Genomic DNA, 17,355 nt, shown 5'->3' with positions numbered 1-17,355 from the left:
CGTTGGGTCGTCCTAGATGCGCGGCATTCCGCGCGTCATCACATGATCGAGCATCTCACGATGCCCAGGCAATGCCGGCAGCATCTTCCTCGCGATGTCCGCGGACTGGCGGAAATATCCTTCCGCGGCCTGGACATCATCCATGTGCCGCGTGGTCGGGCGCGTGTCGGGCATGAATCCCATGCCGTAGAGGATGAACTGGTAGCTCGCCGAGGGGAACACTTCTTCGACCCGATTGAGGTCGTACCGGGAGGGCGGCTGGTGGCGCCAGAATTCGAGCAGGTCGCGCAGGCGTTCCGGAATCGTTTCCGGCCTGCGGTTGTCGCGCCAGTAGTCGCTGTCGTCCCGCTTGCTCAGCACGTAGTGCAACTTCAGGAAGTCGACGATGCGGTCCCAGCGGTAGCTGAAGGTGTCGTTGTAGCGCTTGGCAACGATGTCCACGGCGGCGCGCGTGGCGGGCATCTGGTCGGCCAGCATGCCCGCGGCGAGCTCCACCATGACCAACGAAGAGGCTTCGAGCGGCTCCATGAAACCACTGGACAGCCCGATGGCCACGCAGTTCCGGTGCCACGCGCCACGCCGGAAACCGGGGCGGATCACGATCTTCGGCAACGTATCGATGTCCTGCTCACGCCCCCCCGTCGCCACGATGTAGCGTCGCAGGGCGGCCTCTGCAGCCTCGTCGCTCGTGTGGGTGCTGGAGTAGACGTGACCGATGCCGCGGCGGCTCTGGAGGCCGATGTCCCAGATCCAGCCGGCTTCCTGCGCCGTCGAGATGGTCTGGCAGGCGATCTCCACGCTGGGATCCACGTAGGGTACCCGTGTCGCGATCGCCCGATCGTTGAACAACACGTCCTTCTGGGATTCGATTTCGACGCCGTAGTGCTGCCCGATCAGCAGCGCACGCATGCCGCTGCAATCCACGAACAGGTCGCCTTCGATCGCACCATGCTCGCGCGTCCGCAGGGCTGCGATGTCGCCGTTCTCGTGCGTTTCCACCTCGACCATGTGATCGGCCACGTGGCGTACGCCCAGCTTCTCGACGCAGTGCTTCCGCAGGAACATCCCGAGCTTCGCGGCATCGAGGTGGTAGGCGTAATTGGCCACGGAAGCCCACTCCGGCGTGGACATCTGCTTGGGGGATTTCCCGGCCTCGCACAGGTGTGCCTGGAAGCAGGTCAGCATGCTGAAGGGCACGTCGCGGTGCGCCATCCAGCCTGTGGCCAGATGAGTCTCCAGGAATCCCGGGGGCAGCACGAAGGGATGGTGGTAATAGTCGCCGTCGACCTCTTCGCGCCAGCGGACGAACTTGGAGCCCTGCTTGAAGGCCGCATCGCACTCGCGGATGAAGTCCGTCTCGCTGACACCCGTCCTGCGCAAGGTGTCGCGCATGGTCGGCCAGGTTCCTTCGCCCACGCCCACGGTCGCGACATCCGGCGACTCGATCAAGGTGATCCGCAGTCCGCTATCCAAGGCAGTCTGGTGCTCGGCCGCCAGCACCGCTGCGGTGAGCCAGCCCGCGGAACCGCCTCCGAGGATGACCACATGCCTGACAGGAAAATCCACGCTGCCCTCCTCGTCACTACATCCGCGAAACGGGACCCGTGAGGCCCTTCCAAAGCCAAAGCCGCTGGAAACCAGCGGCTTTGGCGATGTTACCCGGACCCGCCTCGGATCCGGGAGAACCATCGAACGTCAGCGGAAGTTGTAACGGAAGCCGACCATGTAGCGCGGACCGGTCTGGGTGCCGTAGAAGAGGATGTTCTTGTGGCGCTCGCTGAGCCGGGCCGTCTCGTCGGTGAGGTTGATGCCCTCGAACTGCACCGTGAAACGGTCGTTGAACTTGTAGCCCACGCTCAGATCCCACTGGCCGTACTCTTCCACATACACCGGGTTGTTCTTCGCGGTGTCGGCGGCATCGCCGTCGTACTGGCTGTTGAGGAACTTGTCGCGCCAGTTGTAGGCCAAGCGCACCTGCCATGGCCCCTTGTCGTAGAAGCCCACCAGGTTGGCCGAATCGCTCAGGCCGATGAGCACCTGCTGAGGTCCCTTGGCGTTGTTGTCGTACGACAGGCTGTCGCTGTCGACAATGGTGTAGTTCGCCGCGATACCGAAGCCACTGTCGCCGAACATGTGCTGCAGGCTGAGTTCGTAACCGTTGAGGGTATGCGAACCCGCGTTGCCCGGGATGGTGATGTTGTACACCGTCAGCGGATCGCCTTCGATGCCGGTGATCTCGCCGTTGGTGCCCGCCGTGCTGTCCACGCCCGGCTGGCCATCGAAGTTGTCGAAGATGTACTGGCGGATGCACCCCACGTCCGCGCTGCCGCAGCCGCCGGCGCCGATGGCGGCGTTCCAGTACGCGCCACCCACGGGCGTGGGCAGGCTGAACAACGTGTCCTGGAACGAGCCCGCGCCGCTGTCGATGTAGTTGGAGATGTTCTTGCGGTAGTAGCCCACCGAGAAGTAGCTCGCTTCGGCGTAGTACCACTCGTACGACAGGTCGATGTTCTTCGACAGCAACGGCTTCAGGTTCGGATTGCCCGAGTTGCCGCTACCGCCATTGACGCGCAGCAACGGACTGACGGTCTGTCCGCCCTGGATGTCCTGCCAGCCGGGACGGCCGAGCGAATGGCCATAGCTGGCGCGCAGCACCATGTCCTCGGTCAGCTCGAAGCTGGCATCGATGTTCGGCAGCCAGTAGTCGTACTCGCCGGTCATGGTGGTGAACGTCTTCTCACCCATGTCGGTGAAGAACTCGTTGTCCGCCACCCAGCGCACCAGGACCGGTGTATCCACCTGGGCCGAGGATTCGATCTCGGTCTTCTCGTAGCGCAAGCCCACGGCCAGGTTGATCGGGATCCGGGTCTCCCAGCTGGTGCTGTATTGCAGATAGGCGCTGCGGGTCTTCTCGGTGGTGCGCAGGTCCGCGCGGTTGTAGTTGTCCGGCGCTCGAGCCAGGTCCGGGCGACCGGTGTAGGCGCCCACGGCGTCGCGCATGGCCTCGTAGTTGAAGACCAGGAACTGGCTGTTGAAGCGCGGATCGTTGAACCCGGGGAACGCGTCGAAGTAGCGCGCCATGTCGTCGATCTGCCAGAGGCTGTCGGCGAAATCGGACGCGTTGCCGATGCCACCCCAGTCCGCATTCTCGTTGATGCCCCAGGCGGTCCGGTTCTTGACCTCGGTGTTGGCCACGCCGAACTTCAGGTCGGAGAAGTCGCCGAACTTGAAGCTGCCGCTCAACTGGCCCTGGTCGACCTCACCACGCGAATAGCCGTTCACGAACTGGCGACCGGTCGGACGCGCCTGCGACGGATCCACGCCGCTGACGCCCGGCGCGAGGTCGTAGCTGAGGATCGGCAGCTTGCCGTCGAAATAGACCGTGGTATCGCCACGGATCCAGGCAGCGGTACCGATGTTGCCCTGCGAACCCCATTCGCTGTCCGGGCTCAGCTCGGCCGTGGAGCGGTGATAGTCGAACGCCAGGTCCAGCGCGTCCGTGACTTCCCACTCGACGTTGAAGCCGACCGATTCGTTCTCGGCCTTGGTTGCGCTGATGCCGCCCGCCATGGCCAGATCGCTGCAGCCCTCATAGGTGCCATTCGGGTTCTGCGTGCCGGTGCAGGCAATGTTCTCGCGATAGAACACCGGACCGGCCGCAGGGCCGTCCGTCCAGGCGCTTTCCTGGCCAACGAAGTTGAACCACACCGACATTTCGTTGCGGCGCTGCTGGATCTTGTTCTCGGAGTACGTGTAGTCCAGGGTCGTGGTGATGCGGTCCGTCGGGGCCCACTGCAGGGTCACCTGCCCGTTAGTCCGCTGGCGCTGGATGCCGTTGACGCTGTAGTTGAGATTCTGCGGCACCGAGTACAGATCGGTCGGGCCCGGCAGATTCTCGTTGCCGGGCGTTCCCGGCGCGATCGCGCCCCAGCCGCCTTCGCCGCCGAAGTGGGTGCGCCAGCCGGCGGTCACGCCGACCTGGCTGAATCCGCTGTCGCGTTCCTGATAGCTGCCGGTGACGGCAACACCGAACTTCCCGTCAGCGAAAGTCTGGCTGAAGATGCCGGACATCTCGGGGGTGTAATCGTCCCCCTGCATGATCTTCGGAAGATTGTCGTTCGATGTGTCGTGAACGGTCTTCACGCCCAGGTTCAGGAGCGGCCCGCTTTCCAACGGGCGAACGGTCTTGATGTTGATCGTCGCGCCGATGCCGCCGGTCGGGTTGGCGGCCAGGCCGGTCTTGAAGACCTCGATGCCCGACACCGCTTCCGATGCGAGATTGGCGAAATCGAACGCGCGCGAGTTCGAAGCAGAGAACCCGTTCAACAGCGCGCCCGGCATCTGGCGGCCATTGAGCAGCACCAGGTTGTGGTCGGGCCCGATGCCGCGCACGGTCACCTTCGAGCCTTCGCCGCTGGGCGTGCGGTCGATCGACACACCGCTGATGCGCTGCAGGGATTCGGCCAGATTGGTGTCCGGGAACTTGCCGATGTCTTCCGCGACGATGCCATCGACGACACCTTGCGCATCGCGCTTGAGGTTCATCGAGGACTCGAGGCTGGCGCGAATGCCCTTCACCACCACCGTGTCCAGCGTGGTCGGATCGGCTTCGGTGGCCGTCGTTGACGGCCTGGCGGTGGTGCTCTGCGGTTCGGCCTGTTGCGCCCAGGCGGGACCCGCCATGGCGATCAGCAACGCGGACGTGAGCACCCGCTTCCTTGGAACGGACTGCACTTGCTTCATGGACTTTCCCCTCTCCGGAAATTCACGAATAGCGATGTTGTAGGTACGTGTGGCGTACGTGCTCGAGGCCCCTTCCCTCTTGCATTGGGCCGCATTGGACGCGCGATTGACAGCGTTGTCAACTTTCTTGAAATTGACCCGGTGTTAGCGGAAAACCCCTTGTTTTAAGCTGTTTCTACGATGCTGCGGCGCAGCTGAAATCGTTTTCCATTCTTCGCGCGCGATGACCGCATGGAAGAAATTTTTCATCCGATCTCGCGGAAGGTTTTCGATTGGTATGGCGTTCCGAGCTCGCCAGATGGGCGCGGCCGGGCCTCGCGAAACACGCGATCGGCGACGCGGACGGAGGGTTGATCAGCGCCGCGTGGGCGCCTGGGTCGATTCCCGGAACACCACTTCATGCTCGACGTGCACCATGCCGCCGGCTTCCGATGTGCGAATGCGGGCCAGCAGTTGGAGCGTGGCCAGCCGGCCCATTTCGGAGGTGGGCTGACGGACCGTGGTGAGCGCGGGATAGATGTGGCGCGCGATCGGCGTGTCGTCGAAGCCGCACACCGAGATGTCGCGCGGCACGGCCAGGCCGCGCTCGCAGGCGGCGCGGATGACGCCGGCCGCCATGTCGTCGTTGGCGGCGAAGATCGCGGTCGGAGGACGCTTGAGGTCGAGCAGGTGGTTGCCGGCTTCGATGCCCGATTCGTACGAGAACGCGCCTTGCACCACGAGGTCCTCGTCGAAATCGAGCCCCGCCTTGCGCAGCGCCTCGCGATAGCCTTTGAAGCGCCACTGGCATGCGCCGTGCGCGGGCGGGCCCTTGATGTGGGCGATGCGTCGATGGCCTTGCGCGACAAGGCCCGCCATCAGTTCGAGCACGGCTGCGGTCTCGTCCATCGATACGCCGATGCGGTCCTGCGGGTGCTTGGGCGCAATGCAGGCAAAAGGCACGTCGTGCCGCTCGAGGAACTCGAGCACCGCGGGATCGTCGGTCAATGGCGGAATCAGCACCACGCCGTCCGGCGCGAAGTGCTCGAACACCACCTTGAGGTCCTCGGCCTTGCGTTGCTTGGGCGAGCCGACCGGCGCGAGCACCAGATTGTAATGGTTGTCGCGACAGGCTTCCAGCATGCCGCTCTGGATTTCCATCAGGTAGTTGCGCGATGGATTGTTGTAGACCAGTGCGATGACGTAGGAACGCTGCCCGGCAAGGCTGCGGGCGGAGAGATTGGGCCGGTACTGCAGTTGTTCGACCGCCTTCATGACGCGCTGGCGCATCTCGTCGCGCACGTTGGGCTCGTTGTTGAGCACGCGCGACACCGTCTTCATGGACACGCCGGCGGCGGCGGCCACGTCCTCGATCCGACTACGCATTCGGCTGCTCCCGCTCCACTCCGCACACCCTCCTGGCAAGACCCCGGATTCTGACAGCGACGCCCGTTCCCTGGATACCGCAGCACGTACCTGCACGCTGCAGAGGCTCCCCACCGCGCAATCCGCGCCGGGAAGGCGCGCGAATCGTTGTTGCAAAGCAGCACATCATTGCGATGGACACGCGACGCGATGTGCCCTGCATCGCGCGTCCCACCACCGAACAGCGCTTACGGTTGACACCAAGATGTACCAACGGTATGACAGCGCTGTCAACTACCGCGCGTCCGGCAAGTCGTTGCCGGCGCTGCATCCACCTTCGAGAGGCACCACGATGCAATCCACCCGTATGTTCGCCGCCGTCGCGCTCGGCGCGACGATGGCCGCCGGCCTGACGCACGCCGATGCCGCGCAACCCCGGGAGACTCCCATGCCGACGTCGGCGACCGTCACCATCTACACCACCGCGCAGGACACCGGGCAGCGCCTGAGCCAGACCGGCACCGCCACCTTGAAGGCCGGCCACAAGCTTACCGAGGTCGAGAATTCGGTCTTCGTCGATCCTGCGAAGCGTTTCCAGTCGATGCTGGGTATCGGCGGCGCGATCACCGATTCCACCGCCGAGGTGTACGCCACGCTGTCGCCGGAGAAGCGTGCCGAGTTCATGAAGGCGTACTACGACAAGGAGGCCGGCATCGGCTATTCGCTGGCGCGCACGACCATCCACAGCTCGGACTTCAGCTCGGCCAGCTACACCTACGTCAATGAAGGCGACAAGGCGCTGGCGTCGTTCTCGATCGACCACGACCGCCGGGCCCGCCTGCCGATGATCAAGCAGGCCATCGCGGCCGCGGGCGGCGACCTGCCGCTGTTCGCCAGTCCGTGGAGCGCGCCGGCCTTCATGAAGACCAACAAGCACATGCTGCGCGGCGGCGCCCTGCTGCCTGAGTACCGCCAGGCGTGGGCGAACTATTTCGTCAAGTTCATCCAGGCGTACGAGAAGGAAGGCATCCCGATCTGGGGCATCACCGTGCAGAACGAACCCATGGCCACGCAGACCTGGGAATCGATGCTCTATACGGCGGAAGAAGAGCGCGACTTCCTCAAGGACTACCTGGGCCCGACGATGCACAAGGCGGGTTTCGCCGACAAGAAGATCATCGTGTGGGACCACAACCGCGACATGATGCTGTACCGCGCACAGGTGATCCTCGGCGATCCCGAGGCGGCGAAGTACGCCTGGGGCCTGGGCTTCCACTGGTACGAGACGTGGGCGGGCTTCGACCCGATGTTCCGCAATGTCGCCGCGGTGACGCAGGCCTTCCCCGACAAGCCCGTGCTGCTGACCGAGGCGGCGGTGGAGAAGTTCGACCCCGCGCGCTACCAGTACTGGCCGAACGCCGAACGCTACGGCACGTCGATGATCAACGACTTCAACAATGGCGCCGTGGGCTGGACCGACTGGAACATGCTGTTGGACGAGAAGGGCGGCCCCAACCATGTGGGCAACTTCTGCTTCGCCCCGCTGCATGCCGATACGCGCACGGGCGAACTGATCTATACGCCCAGCTACTACTACATCGGCCACTTCTCGAAATTCGTCCGTCGCGAGGCGCGACGCGTCAGTACCGCCACCAGCCGCAGCACGCTGCTGGCGACATCCTTCGTGAACCCGGACGGACGCTTGGCCACGGTGGTGATGAATCCGACCGACAAGGAGATCGCCTACAACTTCTACGTCGGCCAGGCTTCGGCCGTGGTCACCATCCCGGCACGTGCGATCCAGACGCTGGTGAACTGACGCCGTGACATTCTCGCTGCGCCCGATGCGCTGCTGGCCGCTGGTCTTGCTGCTGGTGGCGACGCACGCACTCGCCGCGGAACCGTTCGCCTGGCCGGGCGGCAAGCGAGCTGCCGTCAGCCTCGCCTACGACGATGCACTGCCGTCGCAATTGGACCATGCGATCCCGGCGCTGGACCGGCACGGCCTGAAGGGCAGCTTCTACCTGACGTTGGCGTCGGACACGCTGCGCACCCGTCGGCAGGCGTGGGTAGAAGCGGCCCAACGTGGCCATGAGCTCGGCAACCACAGCTTGTTCCACCAGTGTTCTTCTTCGTTGCCGGATCGGGAGTGGGTGCCGCCGCATCGTGATCTCGACACGACCACGGTCGCGCAGATGGCCGACCAGGTGCGCCTGGCCAACGTCATGCTCGCCGCGCTGGATGGCCGCACCGCGCGCACGATGACCGTGCCCTGCGGCGACACGCAGGCGCAGGACGGCAACTACATCGATGCGGTGGCATCCGAGTTCGTCGGCATCAAGCTGGGCCAGGGCGGCGTGGTGATGGACATGGCGACGCTCGATGCCGCGGCCGTGCCGGTGGATGTCCCGGTAGGCGTCACCGGCGAACAGCTGATCGCACGCGTCGAGGAGGCCGCACGGCGCGGCACGATGGTCGGCTTCACCTTCCACGGTATCGGGGGCGACTACCTGTCGGTATCGAACGAAGCACACGACGCGCTGCTGCGGCACCTTGTCGCCCATCCCGATGTGTATTGGGTGGCGCCTTTCGTGGACATCATGCAGTACGTCGTGCGCGTGCGCTCCACCCAGCACGCGACACCCTAGCCCGCGCTCAACGATCGCAGGACACCAGCTTCTTGCGGGCGTGCCACAAGGCGCGCCGCGCCAGGGTGTAGGCCATATCCGCTTCGCGCGGCAACAGGTGTTCGGCGCGCACCGGATCGACACCATGCGCGAACGCGTACTCGATACCCTCCAACTGCGACAGATGCAATCGCACGGGCTTCGCGAACCCGGCGAACAGCGATGCCTGGCAATGCGCGAAGTCCCGGCCAAGCACCGCCAGTTGCCCGCGGATCGCGCGGCTCGCCGCGCCGTCGAGCCCCGGGGCGGGTTCTTCGGCAATCGGTGCTGCCTTGTAAGCATCTCCTGTCGCCTCGCTGCCCAGGTCCGCGGTCCGTTCGTGCAGCCCCGGATTGAAGCGGACGCTCGGCGGCGGCCGTGCGCGCGCGGGCTGGTCGCGCGTTCCGAGCGGAATGGTCACGGATCCCGTCAACGTACCGTGCGTGTCCTCCAGCGCGCTGTCGCCCGCCGTACCCTTGCCTCGCCACGCGCGATCGAAGCGCGTCTGTCGGTAGTCGATGGGATTGACGCGATCGAACGGGCCGCGCGCGTCCGCCTGGCGGGTATCGGGCGCACTGCCCGGCGCACGCTTCGACGCTGGCGACATTGCGCCGATGCCTTCGGGCACGCGCAGCCGACCATCGCGTTCATACAGGGTCGGGGGCGGCGCTGTCTCCAGCGTCGCGCGGCGAGCGGGAGGCGACAGGAGGGGGACGCGCGATCCCCTGTCGCTACGCGCCACGCGCCCGGCCTCCGCCGGCTGCGGCAACTCGGCCATCTCGCCTGCGATACGGGGGATGAAGCGGACGCGCAACGGCTCTGATGTCGCATCGTGCGTCAGCGACGGCTGGATCAACAGGATGCGCAACGCAACCAACACCACGAACAGACTCGTGGCGCCAGCGATCAGTCTGTCGCGCATCGCCGTGGACGCGACCGGCGTCGACACGGCGCGCGTGCGTTGCTCAGATCGCACGCACGCGCATCAACATGCGTCTGGAAGGACGGTACCCATGCACAGGGATCATCGGGCCATCATACCGGCTCTTCCCAACCGTTCGCGGGACCTGCAGGCGGTGGTGGAAAACCAGCCTCTTCGAGGCAGGCGCCGAGCAAGGCGTGCTGTTCATCGCTCAGCTCGGCCCGCTCATCGTCGACGTCGGACGCCGGGGCCGGCAGGTCGAGTTCGTCCGCACATGCCGCGATGGCCTCGTCGACGCCAGGAGGAGGCGGCAAGCGCCGATCGTGCCCGCGCGCATGCGGCGGTGGTGCGTCAGGCCCGAAGTGAGGCGGTGGGCGGTGAGCCCCCAGTGGCCGCGTGCAACAGGCGGCGAGGCCGGCGACGACCACCATGAGGGCGAGGCCTCGGAAGAAGGGAACGAAGAACACGCGATCTCCTGCAGGAAGGGCGGACGATAGGAAAAGGCCGGCACGGGGGGGGCGGAGCGGAACGTGGGAGAGGTGGGCTCCGCGCCGTCCCCGCCATGCCGGGGCGGAACGGGATGCAGCATGGCTCAAGCGTGTGGCGCGCCAATGCCACGATGTGTCGGCAACGTCGCAACGGTGGTCGGCGCGTGCTCTTGCGCGACGATGCGCGAGGCAGCAAGCGTCGCGAGTGCCGACTCCACCCAGCGACGCTGCGACGCATCGAGCACTTCGCCGAATGCATCGCGTGCGCACAGCGGCTCCAGGTTGCGTGCCTTCCAGGGCTCGTCCGCGCGAATCAGTCCGCCCGCGACGGTGCGATAGCGGGACCACAGCGCTACATCGGGTTCGCAGCCAAGGAACGCCAGTACGCGGCCCAACGTGTCGTGTGGCTCGCGCACCAGCGTTTCGTAGCTCACGTGCAGATGACGTGGGTCGCCGCGCCAGCGCTCGCTTTCCCGATGTGCGGTGTCCCAGCGGTCCACGCATTTCTGCAGGGAGAGGAACGGTCGCCAACCGGGATGGTCGCGGGCAGCGCGGTACAGCGAACCGACGACCTGGGTAGCTTCGCGTTGCACATGGATGAAGCGGGCATCCGGCACGCCGGCGCGCAGGTGATCGATGTAGAACAGATGGTCGGGCGTCTTCTCGACCCAGATCGGCTTATGCAGGGCCAAGGCATGGGCGTCCAAGGTACGCACGAACGCTCGCAACTGCGTGGCGAGTCGCCATCGATCCCGGTCCGGCGCATCAACGGGAAGGTTGAGCTGGCGCAGGAACGCCCAGGCGCGGGTGGCGCGACGCGGATCGACCAGCGACCAGCGTGCGAACGCATCGCGACGCCAGTGCCTCAAGCGGGCCACGGGCGCGCGGGGTCGGTCGGCATCGCAACGACGATGCTCCTCACTGCCGAGCATCATCGGCAGGAAGTGGGTTTCCGGTTGCGATCGGATCTGACGGTGCGCATGCAACAGCGACTGCAGCAGCGTGGTGCCGGAACGGGGGCAGCCAACGACGAACACGCGGCGCCGTACATGTCCCGCCTGCGTGCGGCCCGCGGCTTCTCTGAGTGCGTCCGCCAGGCAAGCCTGCTGCTGCGCGCGACGCGCACTCACGAGGCGCACCCGGCGGCCAGGCCTGCGGCCGCTTCGCCAAGCAGCATGGGGATGCTCGCCTGCAGGCGCGCATGGAACGCGCGGCGCCCCGCGAGGAAATGGGTGCGCGCCGCCTCGCCCATCGCGGCGCGCTGCCAACCCGCGAGGCACAAGGCATCGTCGACCGCGCGTTCGATCGCCTCGATGGTGACCTCGTGGGTCGTGTCCAACCCTTGCCGCCGCCCGGGCGATGCCCTGATCAAGATGCCGCGGTCAGGCGTCACATGCTCGTTCATCGGCGCTGCGTCGGTCGCCAGTACCACCGCACCCACGCTCATCGCCTCGACGAGATGATGTCCGTAGCCTTCGACTTCAGACGGGCAGACATGGAACACGTGCCGGTTCTGCATCCACCGCAGCGCACTGTCGTCGAGATAGCCGACGTGATGTTCGATGTTCGGCGCGGCCGGGCCCCGGCGCGCATGGCGCTCGGCCTGGACGACGGTCAGGCGCGGCCACTCCGGATGCTGGCGCCAGGCCGCCAGCAACACCTCGGTGCCCTTCGACGCGCTGCTGCCGGCGAGATGGAAGAAAGCGCGTTCGCGCGCCACCGATACATCGCGCCGGTCATCGCTGGTGAAGCCGAGATACGCCGTGGGGCACCCGCGCGCCTCGAACAGCCGTTGCGCATGCCGGGTCTTGCACAAAACCAGGTCGAATCGCGGCAGCAGGGGCTGCCACTTGTCGAGCAGCCATTCTGGGTTGGGCACCAGCACGTTGCGTTTCGCCAACGGCAGGCAGCGCGGATAAACGCGCTCGAGGAAGACCTGCACATCGATACGGCCGTGCCGCAGTCGGCTCGCCCAGAGATCCAGCTCCATCGCCTTGCCAGAACGGCCGCCAGCGCCGAACGCGACCCGCTCGCAGTCCAGGCCGGCATGAAACAAACCTTCCGCCATCAACCTGAGGTCGCGACTCAGGCCCACCCCATTGTCGCGGGTGAGGAGGCGCAGGGAAGGTGTGGGCATGGCATGCACCGGCGTCGGGGGAGTCGTGAGCCTGCGCGGGCGATGTCGCGTGGATTTGCCCCCGTGTCGCCGTGCGAAATGCCAGACGACACACAGCGTCACACGCCGACACACCGGCGCCATGCGCACCGGGCACGCTGCCTCGGTGTTGGCGTCAGACCAACCGTGTCCTCAATCCCCGGAAATCCTTGCCGCCACGCCGCGTGGCGGCATTTTTTCCAAGGTAGGGCCGGTCCGTGGATGGCGCATACTTCCCATGGACGCCGCCCGCGACGCTACACGATGGACCTGAGCTCCCACATCCTGGTGGTCGACGACGACCCCGAACTGCGCACCCTGATCGGCGACTTCCTCCGCGACCACGGCTATCACGTGGAGGTGGCGGCCGACGTCGCAGGAATGCGCGACGCGATCGCCCGGCGGCGACCCGACCTGGTGGTGCTCGACGTCATGATGCCGGGTGAGGACGGCCTGTCGGCGGCGCGTCGGCTGGCGAACGAGGGTGGCCCGCCCGTCATCATGCTCAGCGCGCTCGGTACCGACACCGACCGCATCATCGGCCTGGAGGTCGGCGCCGACGACTATCTCGCCAAACCCTGCAACCCGCGCGAGTTGCTCGCGCGCGTGCGGGCGCTGCTGCGGCGCAATCCGCCCGCAGCGGATGGAGAGCATGCGCCATCGGGCGGCTTGCAGTACCGCTTCGATGGCTGGAGCCTGGACGTGGCACGCCGCGAATTGCGCGATCCGACGGGGATGCACATCACGCTGTCCGATGGCGAGTTCACCCTGCTGCGCACCTTCGTCGAGCACCCGCAACGGGTCCTGAGCCGCGACCAGTTGCTGGACTATGCGCGCGGCCACAACGTCGACGTCTACGACCGCGCCATCGACAGCCAGGTAAGCCGCTTGCGTCGCAAGCTCAGCGAACGTGGCGGTCCGGACATGATCCGGACGATCCGCAACGAGGGTTACATGCTGCTGCCGTCGGTCGTGCGCCGATGAGCGCACGCCTGCGCCGCATGCCGCTGTTCGCGCGGACGTTCCTCCTGCTGCTGGCCGCGCTTGCGGTGGCGTATGCGATCGGCATGGCGGTGCTGCTGTATCGCCCGCCGGTCGACGGCATCGCCTTCAGCGAACTGACGGCGCTGCTGTCTTCGCGCATGCCCGCCACCGGCCCGGACCTGAAGGTCTACGACGCCGAACAACCGCCCACCCCGGATCCGGCACGCTACCGCGCGTCGCCCTTCATACGCGACCTGCTTGCGCAATGGCTCGGCAGCGACGCGCAGCATGTGCACTTCTACCACCTGCAGGGGCCGCAGCCGTTCTCGCCGGCACCGCGTGCGCCGGGCGGACCGCCGCCCATGACCGGCGCCGGGATGCAGGCACCCCCCCTGGGCGGCCCCGCCCGTCCGCCGGAAGACGCAGGCAATCCGGCGGCGCAACGCTTCCCACTGGCATGGCGACCGGATGCCCCGCTGCGGGGCGATTTCGTCGCCGCGTTCCGACAGACAGACGGACGTTGGCGGATCGTCGAGAACACGCGCAATCGCACGAGCTTCATGACCCGGCTTGCCACGCTGTTCCTCGCCGGCATGCTTGCGCTGCTGCCGTTGGCGTGGTGGTTCTCGCGCGCGCTCGCGTCACCGATCCGCCAGTTCACCCGCGCGGCTGATCGCATGGGGCGCGAAAGTGGTGCGCCGGCACTGCCATTGACCGGCCCGAGCGAGTTCGCCAGCGCGGCGGCGGCGTTCAACGCCATGCAGGCGCGCCTGGACCGCCTGCTGCAGGAACGCAGCGAGATGGCCGGTGCCATCGCGCACGATCTGCGCACGCCGCTCGCGCGGCTAGCGTTCCGGCTGAACGCGCTGCCGGACGAAAGCCGCGCCAAGGCGAGCGCCGATATCGCCGAGATGTCGCAGATGATCGATGCCACCCTCGCCTTCATCCACGACCAGAACCGCCGTCCGCTGCGCGAGCCTCTCGACCTCCGGTTGCTGGTCGAAGGCGTGGCCGACAGCCTGCGCGACATGGGCCACGATGTGCGTGCCGAGGCAGGATCTTCGGCGCCGATGACAGGCGATCCGGTGTCGCTGCGGCGCATGGTGGGCAACCTGGTCGACAACGCGCTGAAGTACGGGCATCGCGCACGCATCACGCTGTCGCCCGAAGGACAGGGCTACCGTCTTTGCGTGGACGACGAGGGTCCCGGCATCGATCCAGCGCAAGCGGAACAACTGTTCATGGCCTTCGTGCGCGGCGAGGCGTCGCGCAATCGCAGTACCGGCGGGATCGGACTCGGCCTGGCGTCGGTGAAGCACACCGTGCTCGCGCACGGCGGCGAGGTACAGCTGTCCAATCGCACTGAAGGCGGCCTGCGCGCCAGTGTCTACCTGCCGCGCGGCGTCGACTGACCTATCACTGGGCCGCCCAGTGCCAACGGGCACCCAACGTGAAGGTGCGTCCGGCGCCGGGTTCGTAGAAGCGCCCGTTGCCTTCGTTGACGATCACCGAGCCGATGTGGAACCGGTCCATCGCGTTGTCGATGCGGCCGAATACCTGCAGGCGTCCGCTCGCCCACGACCACGCGCGACCCGCTTCCAGGTGGAGCACGCCATAGCCCGGCGCACGTTCGCTGCCGGTGTCGTTGACGGTGACATCGTCCATGCCGACCAGCTGCGCTGCGGCGTGCCAACGTTCACCCTGCCAGCGCAACCGCAGCGATGCCTGCTGGCGCGCGATGCCGGGGATCCGCGTCCCCGCGGCGACCTGCACGCCGGGCGTGGTGCAACCGGCGGCAGTGCAGATCGGAAAGCTGTCGCGGAATGTCGCGTCCAGCCAGGTGTAGGCGAACTGCACCCGCCACGCATCGCTCAGCGGCACGTCCGACTGAAGTTCGAATCCCTGCCGGCGTGCAGCGCCCACGTTGCGGTAACTGCTGCGTCCACCGACATTGCGCGCCACGGCGAGCTCGTCGTCGGTATCGGCGCGGAACACTGCCGCCTCCAGCGTCGTTCCGCCTGCCGCGCGCCACTTCGTGCCCAGCTCGAGGTTGCGGCTGGCCGCCGGTCGCAGGTCGAAGGCCAGGCCGGCGGCGCCATCGGCGCGATAGCCCAGTTCGTTGAAGGTCGGCGTCTCGAAACCTCGTCCGATCGACGCATACACGCGCAGCGCGTCGTGCGGCGCGAACACCAGGCCTGCCACCGGCATGACGCGGTCGTACGTGACCCGTCCGCTGTCGTCGGGATTGGTCGCGGTGACGTAGGCATCATCGGACGTGAAGGTGATGCGGCTGCGGCGCGCGCCCGCCAGCAATGACCAGCGCGGTGCGAACTTCCACCACGCCTGCAGGTACTGGTCCGCGTTCTCCACCTCGTTGCGTTCATCCCGCCGCAAGGCGCCGCGCACACCCAGCACGGAGCCGACGAAGTTCTCGTAACCGCGGCGCCGCTGGCGTTGCCGGTCCGCATTGAGGCCGGCTGTGAGTTCCACCGGTTGCCCCGCGAGCTGCCCTTGCCAGGACCAGCGCAGGTCGGCGCCACCGTAGGTGTTGTCCAGGTCGATCACGCCACCGGAATTCAGCGGATTCCCTTGCGCTGCAACCGGCAGGGCGAGGAACTGCTCGACGTCGCGCTGACCACCATAACCCATCACCCGCACCTGGTGTCCATCGCCGAACGGGAGCGCATAGACCGCACCCATCTGGTCCTGGGAAACCGACTTGCGCGTGTTGAACACGATGGCCACCGGCGACGCCTGCCGTGGCGCCTGCCATGCCTGCGCCCGCGTCAGTCCCAGCGGGTCCTGCGCATCGGGCGCATCGAAATGATTGGCGACCAGGTCCAGCGTGCCTGCGTCGGGACGGAGGCGCAGCAAGACATTCACTGACTCGCGTCGTGCAGCCGCATGCTCGCGGTAGCCCTGCGTATCCAGCACCGAGGCGGCCACGTTGTAGCCCACCACATCGCGCGCACCTCGCACGCGTGCGCCCAGCAGATAGGTGTCGTGGCTCGCGACGCTGGCCTGCAGCCGTGCATCGCGTCCATCTTCGGGAATGTCGCTCCATGCCTGGATCACGCCACCGGACGAGTTGCCGTGCAGCGCGGAGAAAGGCCCGCGCAGGACTTCGACACGGTCCGCGCCCAGCATGCTGAAGTGCGACACCTGGCCTTGGCCATCCGGCATCGTCGCCGGCACACCGTCGGCATACAGGCGCACCCCGCGCACGCCGAAAGTGGAACGCGCACCGAAGCCGCGGATCGAGAGCTGCGTGTCCTGCGCGAGGTTCTGGCGCTCGCGCGCCTGCAGCCCGGGGATGCCGTCCAGCACTTCGGACAGCGCGGCCTGCGTGCGCGTGCCACCGTCGCCCAGCGACACCACGTCGATGGACGCCGGCGTGTCGAAGGCGGTGACGCTTTCGAGCCGCGTCGCAGTCACCACCACGCGGTCCAGTGTCTCTGCGGGTAGAACGGGCTCACCCGCGGGTGCGGCGAGGGCGCATGGCGCGAGTACCGCGCTTCCGAACAAGGGCCAGCAGGTCGACCACCGTTTCATCCGAACACCAGTTTGCCTTTCATCATGGTCCAGTTCCCGGGCACCGAGCAGAAGAACGAGTAATCGCCGCCCTTGCGCAGCACCGACGTGGAGAAGGTGAAGGTGGTCGACTGTCCGCCGCCTACCACCTTGCTGGCCGCCAGCACGCGCGCATCGCCCTTCGGCACATGGTCGCTGCTGGCGGGAAGCTTGCCGGCGGCGGTGGCGAGCGCTTCAAGATTGGCGGTGGTCGTCAGCACCCAGTTGTGGCCCATCACTTCGGCGGGAAGGGCGCCAGTATGCCGCAGCGTCAGTTTCACCTGCGTGCAGTCGGCGGCGATGCGGATCTCCTGCTTGTCGAACTGCATCGCATCGTTGCTGCCGATGGCGACGTTGCAGGTCTTCGCAAAGGCCTGCGGGGGGCTCAGCGCCAGCAACGCGACGATGAGCAGGGTGACCATATGCTTCGATGACATCGAACGATTCCTGTAATCGGGAAAACCTTGCGCGATCCCGCTACGG

At 66.5% G+C, this 17,355-nt stretch carries 13 protein-coding genes; 4 read left to right on the top strand and 9 right to left on the bottom strand.

The window, feature by feature from the left end:
• Positions 1–12 precede the first annotated feature (12 nt).
• The 3 genes from ACSION_RS17220 to ACSION_RS17210 all read right to left on the bottom strand — a co-directional run bounded on the left by ACSION_RS17220 (position 13) and on the right by ACSION_RS17210 (position 6,108).
• Complete coding sequence (locus ACSION_RS17220) at positions 13–1,566, bottom strand: tryptophan halogenase family protein (RefSeq protein ID WP_435307015.1); 1,554 nt, start codon at positions 1,564–1,566, stop codon at positions 13–15.
• Between the two features lie 129 nt (positions 1,567–1,695).
• Positions 1,696–4,743 carry a TonB-dependent receptor gene (locus ACSION_RS17215; protein ID WP_435307014.1) on the bottom strand — a complete coding sequence of 1,016 codons (3,048 nt, stop codon included), beginning with the start codon at positions 4,741–4,743 and terminating at the stop codon, positions 1,696–1,698.
• A gap of 354 nt (positions 4,744–5,097) precedes the next feature.
• Positions 5,098–6,108 carry a LacI family DNA-binding transcriptional regulator gene (locus ACSION_RS17210; protein ID WP_435307013.1) on the bottom strand — a complete coding sequence of 337 codons (1,011 nt, stop codon included), beginning with the start codon at positions 6,106–6,108 and terminating at the stop codon, positions 5,098–5,100.
• Positions 6,109–6,439: 331 nt separating this feature from the next.
• Between ACSION_RS17210 and ACSION_RS17205 the strand changes: the two genes are divergently transcribed.
• Entirely contained in the window at positions 6,440–7,906 is a 1,467-nt protein-coding gene (locus tag ACSION_RS17205; protein WP_435307012.1) for a glycoside hydrolase family 30 protein, read from the top strand.
• Positions 7,907–7,910: 4 nt separating this feature from the next.
• Positions 7,911–8,735, top strand: a complete 825-nt coding sequence (locus tag ACSION_RS17200) for a polysaccharide deacetylase family protein (RefSeq protein ID WP_435307011.1) — start codon at positions 7,911–7,913, stop codon at positions 8,733–8,735.
• Positions 8,736–8,742: 7 nt separating this feature from the next.
• Here ACSION_RS17200 and ACSION_RS17195 read toward each other — a convergent pair whose 3' ends face one another.
• The 4 genes from ACSION_RS17195 to ACSION_RS17180 form a co-directional block, all read right to left on the bottom strand.
• Positions 8,743–9,729: a hypothetical protein gene (locus tag ACSION_RS17195; protein WP_435307010.1), complete on the bottom strand. Its 987-nt coding sequence runs from the start codon at positions 9,727–9,729 to the stop codon at positions 8,743–8,745.
• A 59-nt stretch (positions 9,730–9,788) separates the two neighbouring features.
• Positions 9,789–9,989: a hypothetical protein gene (locus tag ACSION_RS17190; RefSeq protein WP_435307009.1), complete on the bottom strand. Its 201-nt coding sequence runs from the start codon at positions 9,987–9,989 to the stop codon at positions 9,789–9,791.
• A gap of 278 nt (positions 9,990–10,267) precedes the next feature.
• Positions 10,268–11,293: a sulfotransferase family protein gene (locus ACSION_RS17185; protein WP_435307008.1), complete on the bottom strand. Its 1,026-nt coding sequence runs from the start codon at positions 11,291–11,293 to the stop codon at positions 10,268–10,270.
• Positions 11,290–12,300: a glycosyltransferase gene (locus ACSION_RS17180; protein ID WP_435307174.1), complete on the bottom strand. Its 1,011-nt coding sequence runs from the start codon at positions 12,298–12,300 to the stop codon at positions 11,290–11,292. The genes ACSION_RS17185 and ACSION_RS17180 overlap by 4 nt, the downstream gene beginning before the upstream one ends.
• A 282-nt stretch (positions 12,301–12,582) precedes the next feature.
• Here ACSION_RS17180 and ACSION_RS17175 point away from each other — a divergent pair, with 282 nt between their 5' ends.
• On the top strand, positions 12,583–13,302 hold the full coding sequence (locus tag ACSION_RS17175; RefSeq protein ID WP_435307007.1) for a response regulator: 720 nt from the start codon (positions 12,583–12,585) through the stop codon (positions 13,300–13,302).
• A complete protein-coding gene (locus ACSION_RS17170; protein WP_435307006.1) occupies positions 13,299–14,714 on the top strand; it encodes a sensor histidine kinase in 1,416 nt (471 codons plus the stop codon). Before ACSION_RS17175 ends, ACSION_RS17170 begins: the two co-directional genes overlap by 4 nt.
• A gap of 4 nt (positions 14,715–14,718) precedes the next feature.
• On the opposite strand, the gene ACSION_RS17165 is transcribed toward ACSION_RS17170, so the two are convergent.
• The gene (locus ACSION_RS17165; RefSeq protein WP_435307005.1) at positions 14,719–16,854 is read right to left on the bottom strand and encodes a TonB-dependent receptor family protein; all 2,136 of its coding nucleotides are present in this window, start codon (positions 16,852–16,854) and stop codon (positions 14,719–14,721) included.
• Positions 16,851–17,309, bottom strand: coding sequence for an azurin (gene azu, locus ACSION_RS17160; protein ID WP_435307004.1), 459 nt, complete (start codon positions 17,307–17,309; stop codon positions 16,851–16,853). Before azu ends, ACSION_RS17165 begins: the two co-directional genes overlap by 4 nt.
• Positions 17,310–17,355: the final 46 nt, after the last annotated feature.

The sequence above is a fragment of the Pseudoxanthomonas sp. LjRoot125 genome (assembly GCF_964252705.1).
Lineage (GTDB): Bacteria > Pseudomonadota > Gammaproteobacteria > Xanthomonadales > Xanthomonadaceae > Pseudoxanthomonas_A.
The sequence above is the reverse complement of the archived record's forward strand: the minus strand, read 5'-3'. Positions and strand labels throughout refer to the sequence as shown.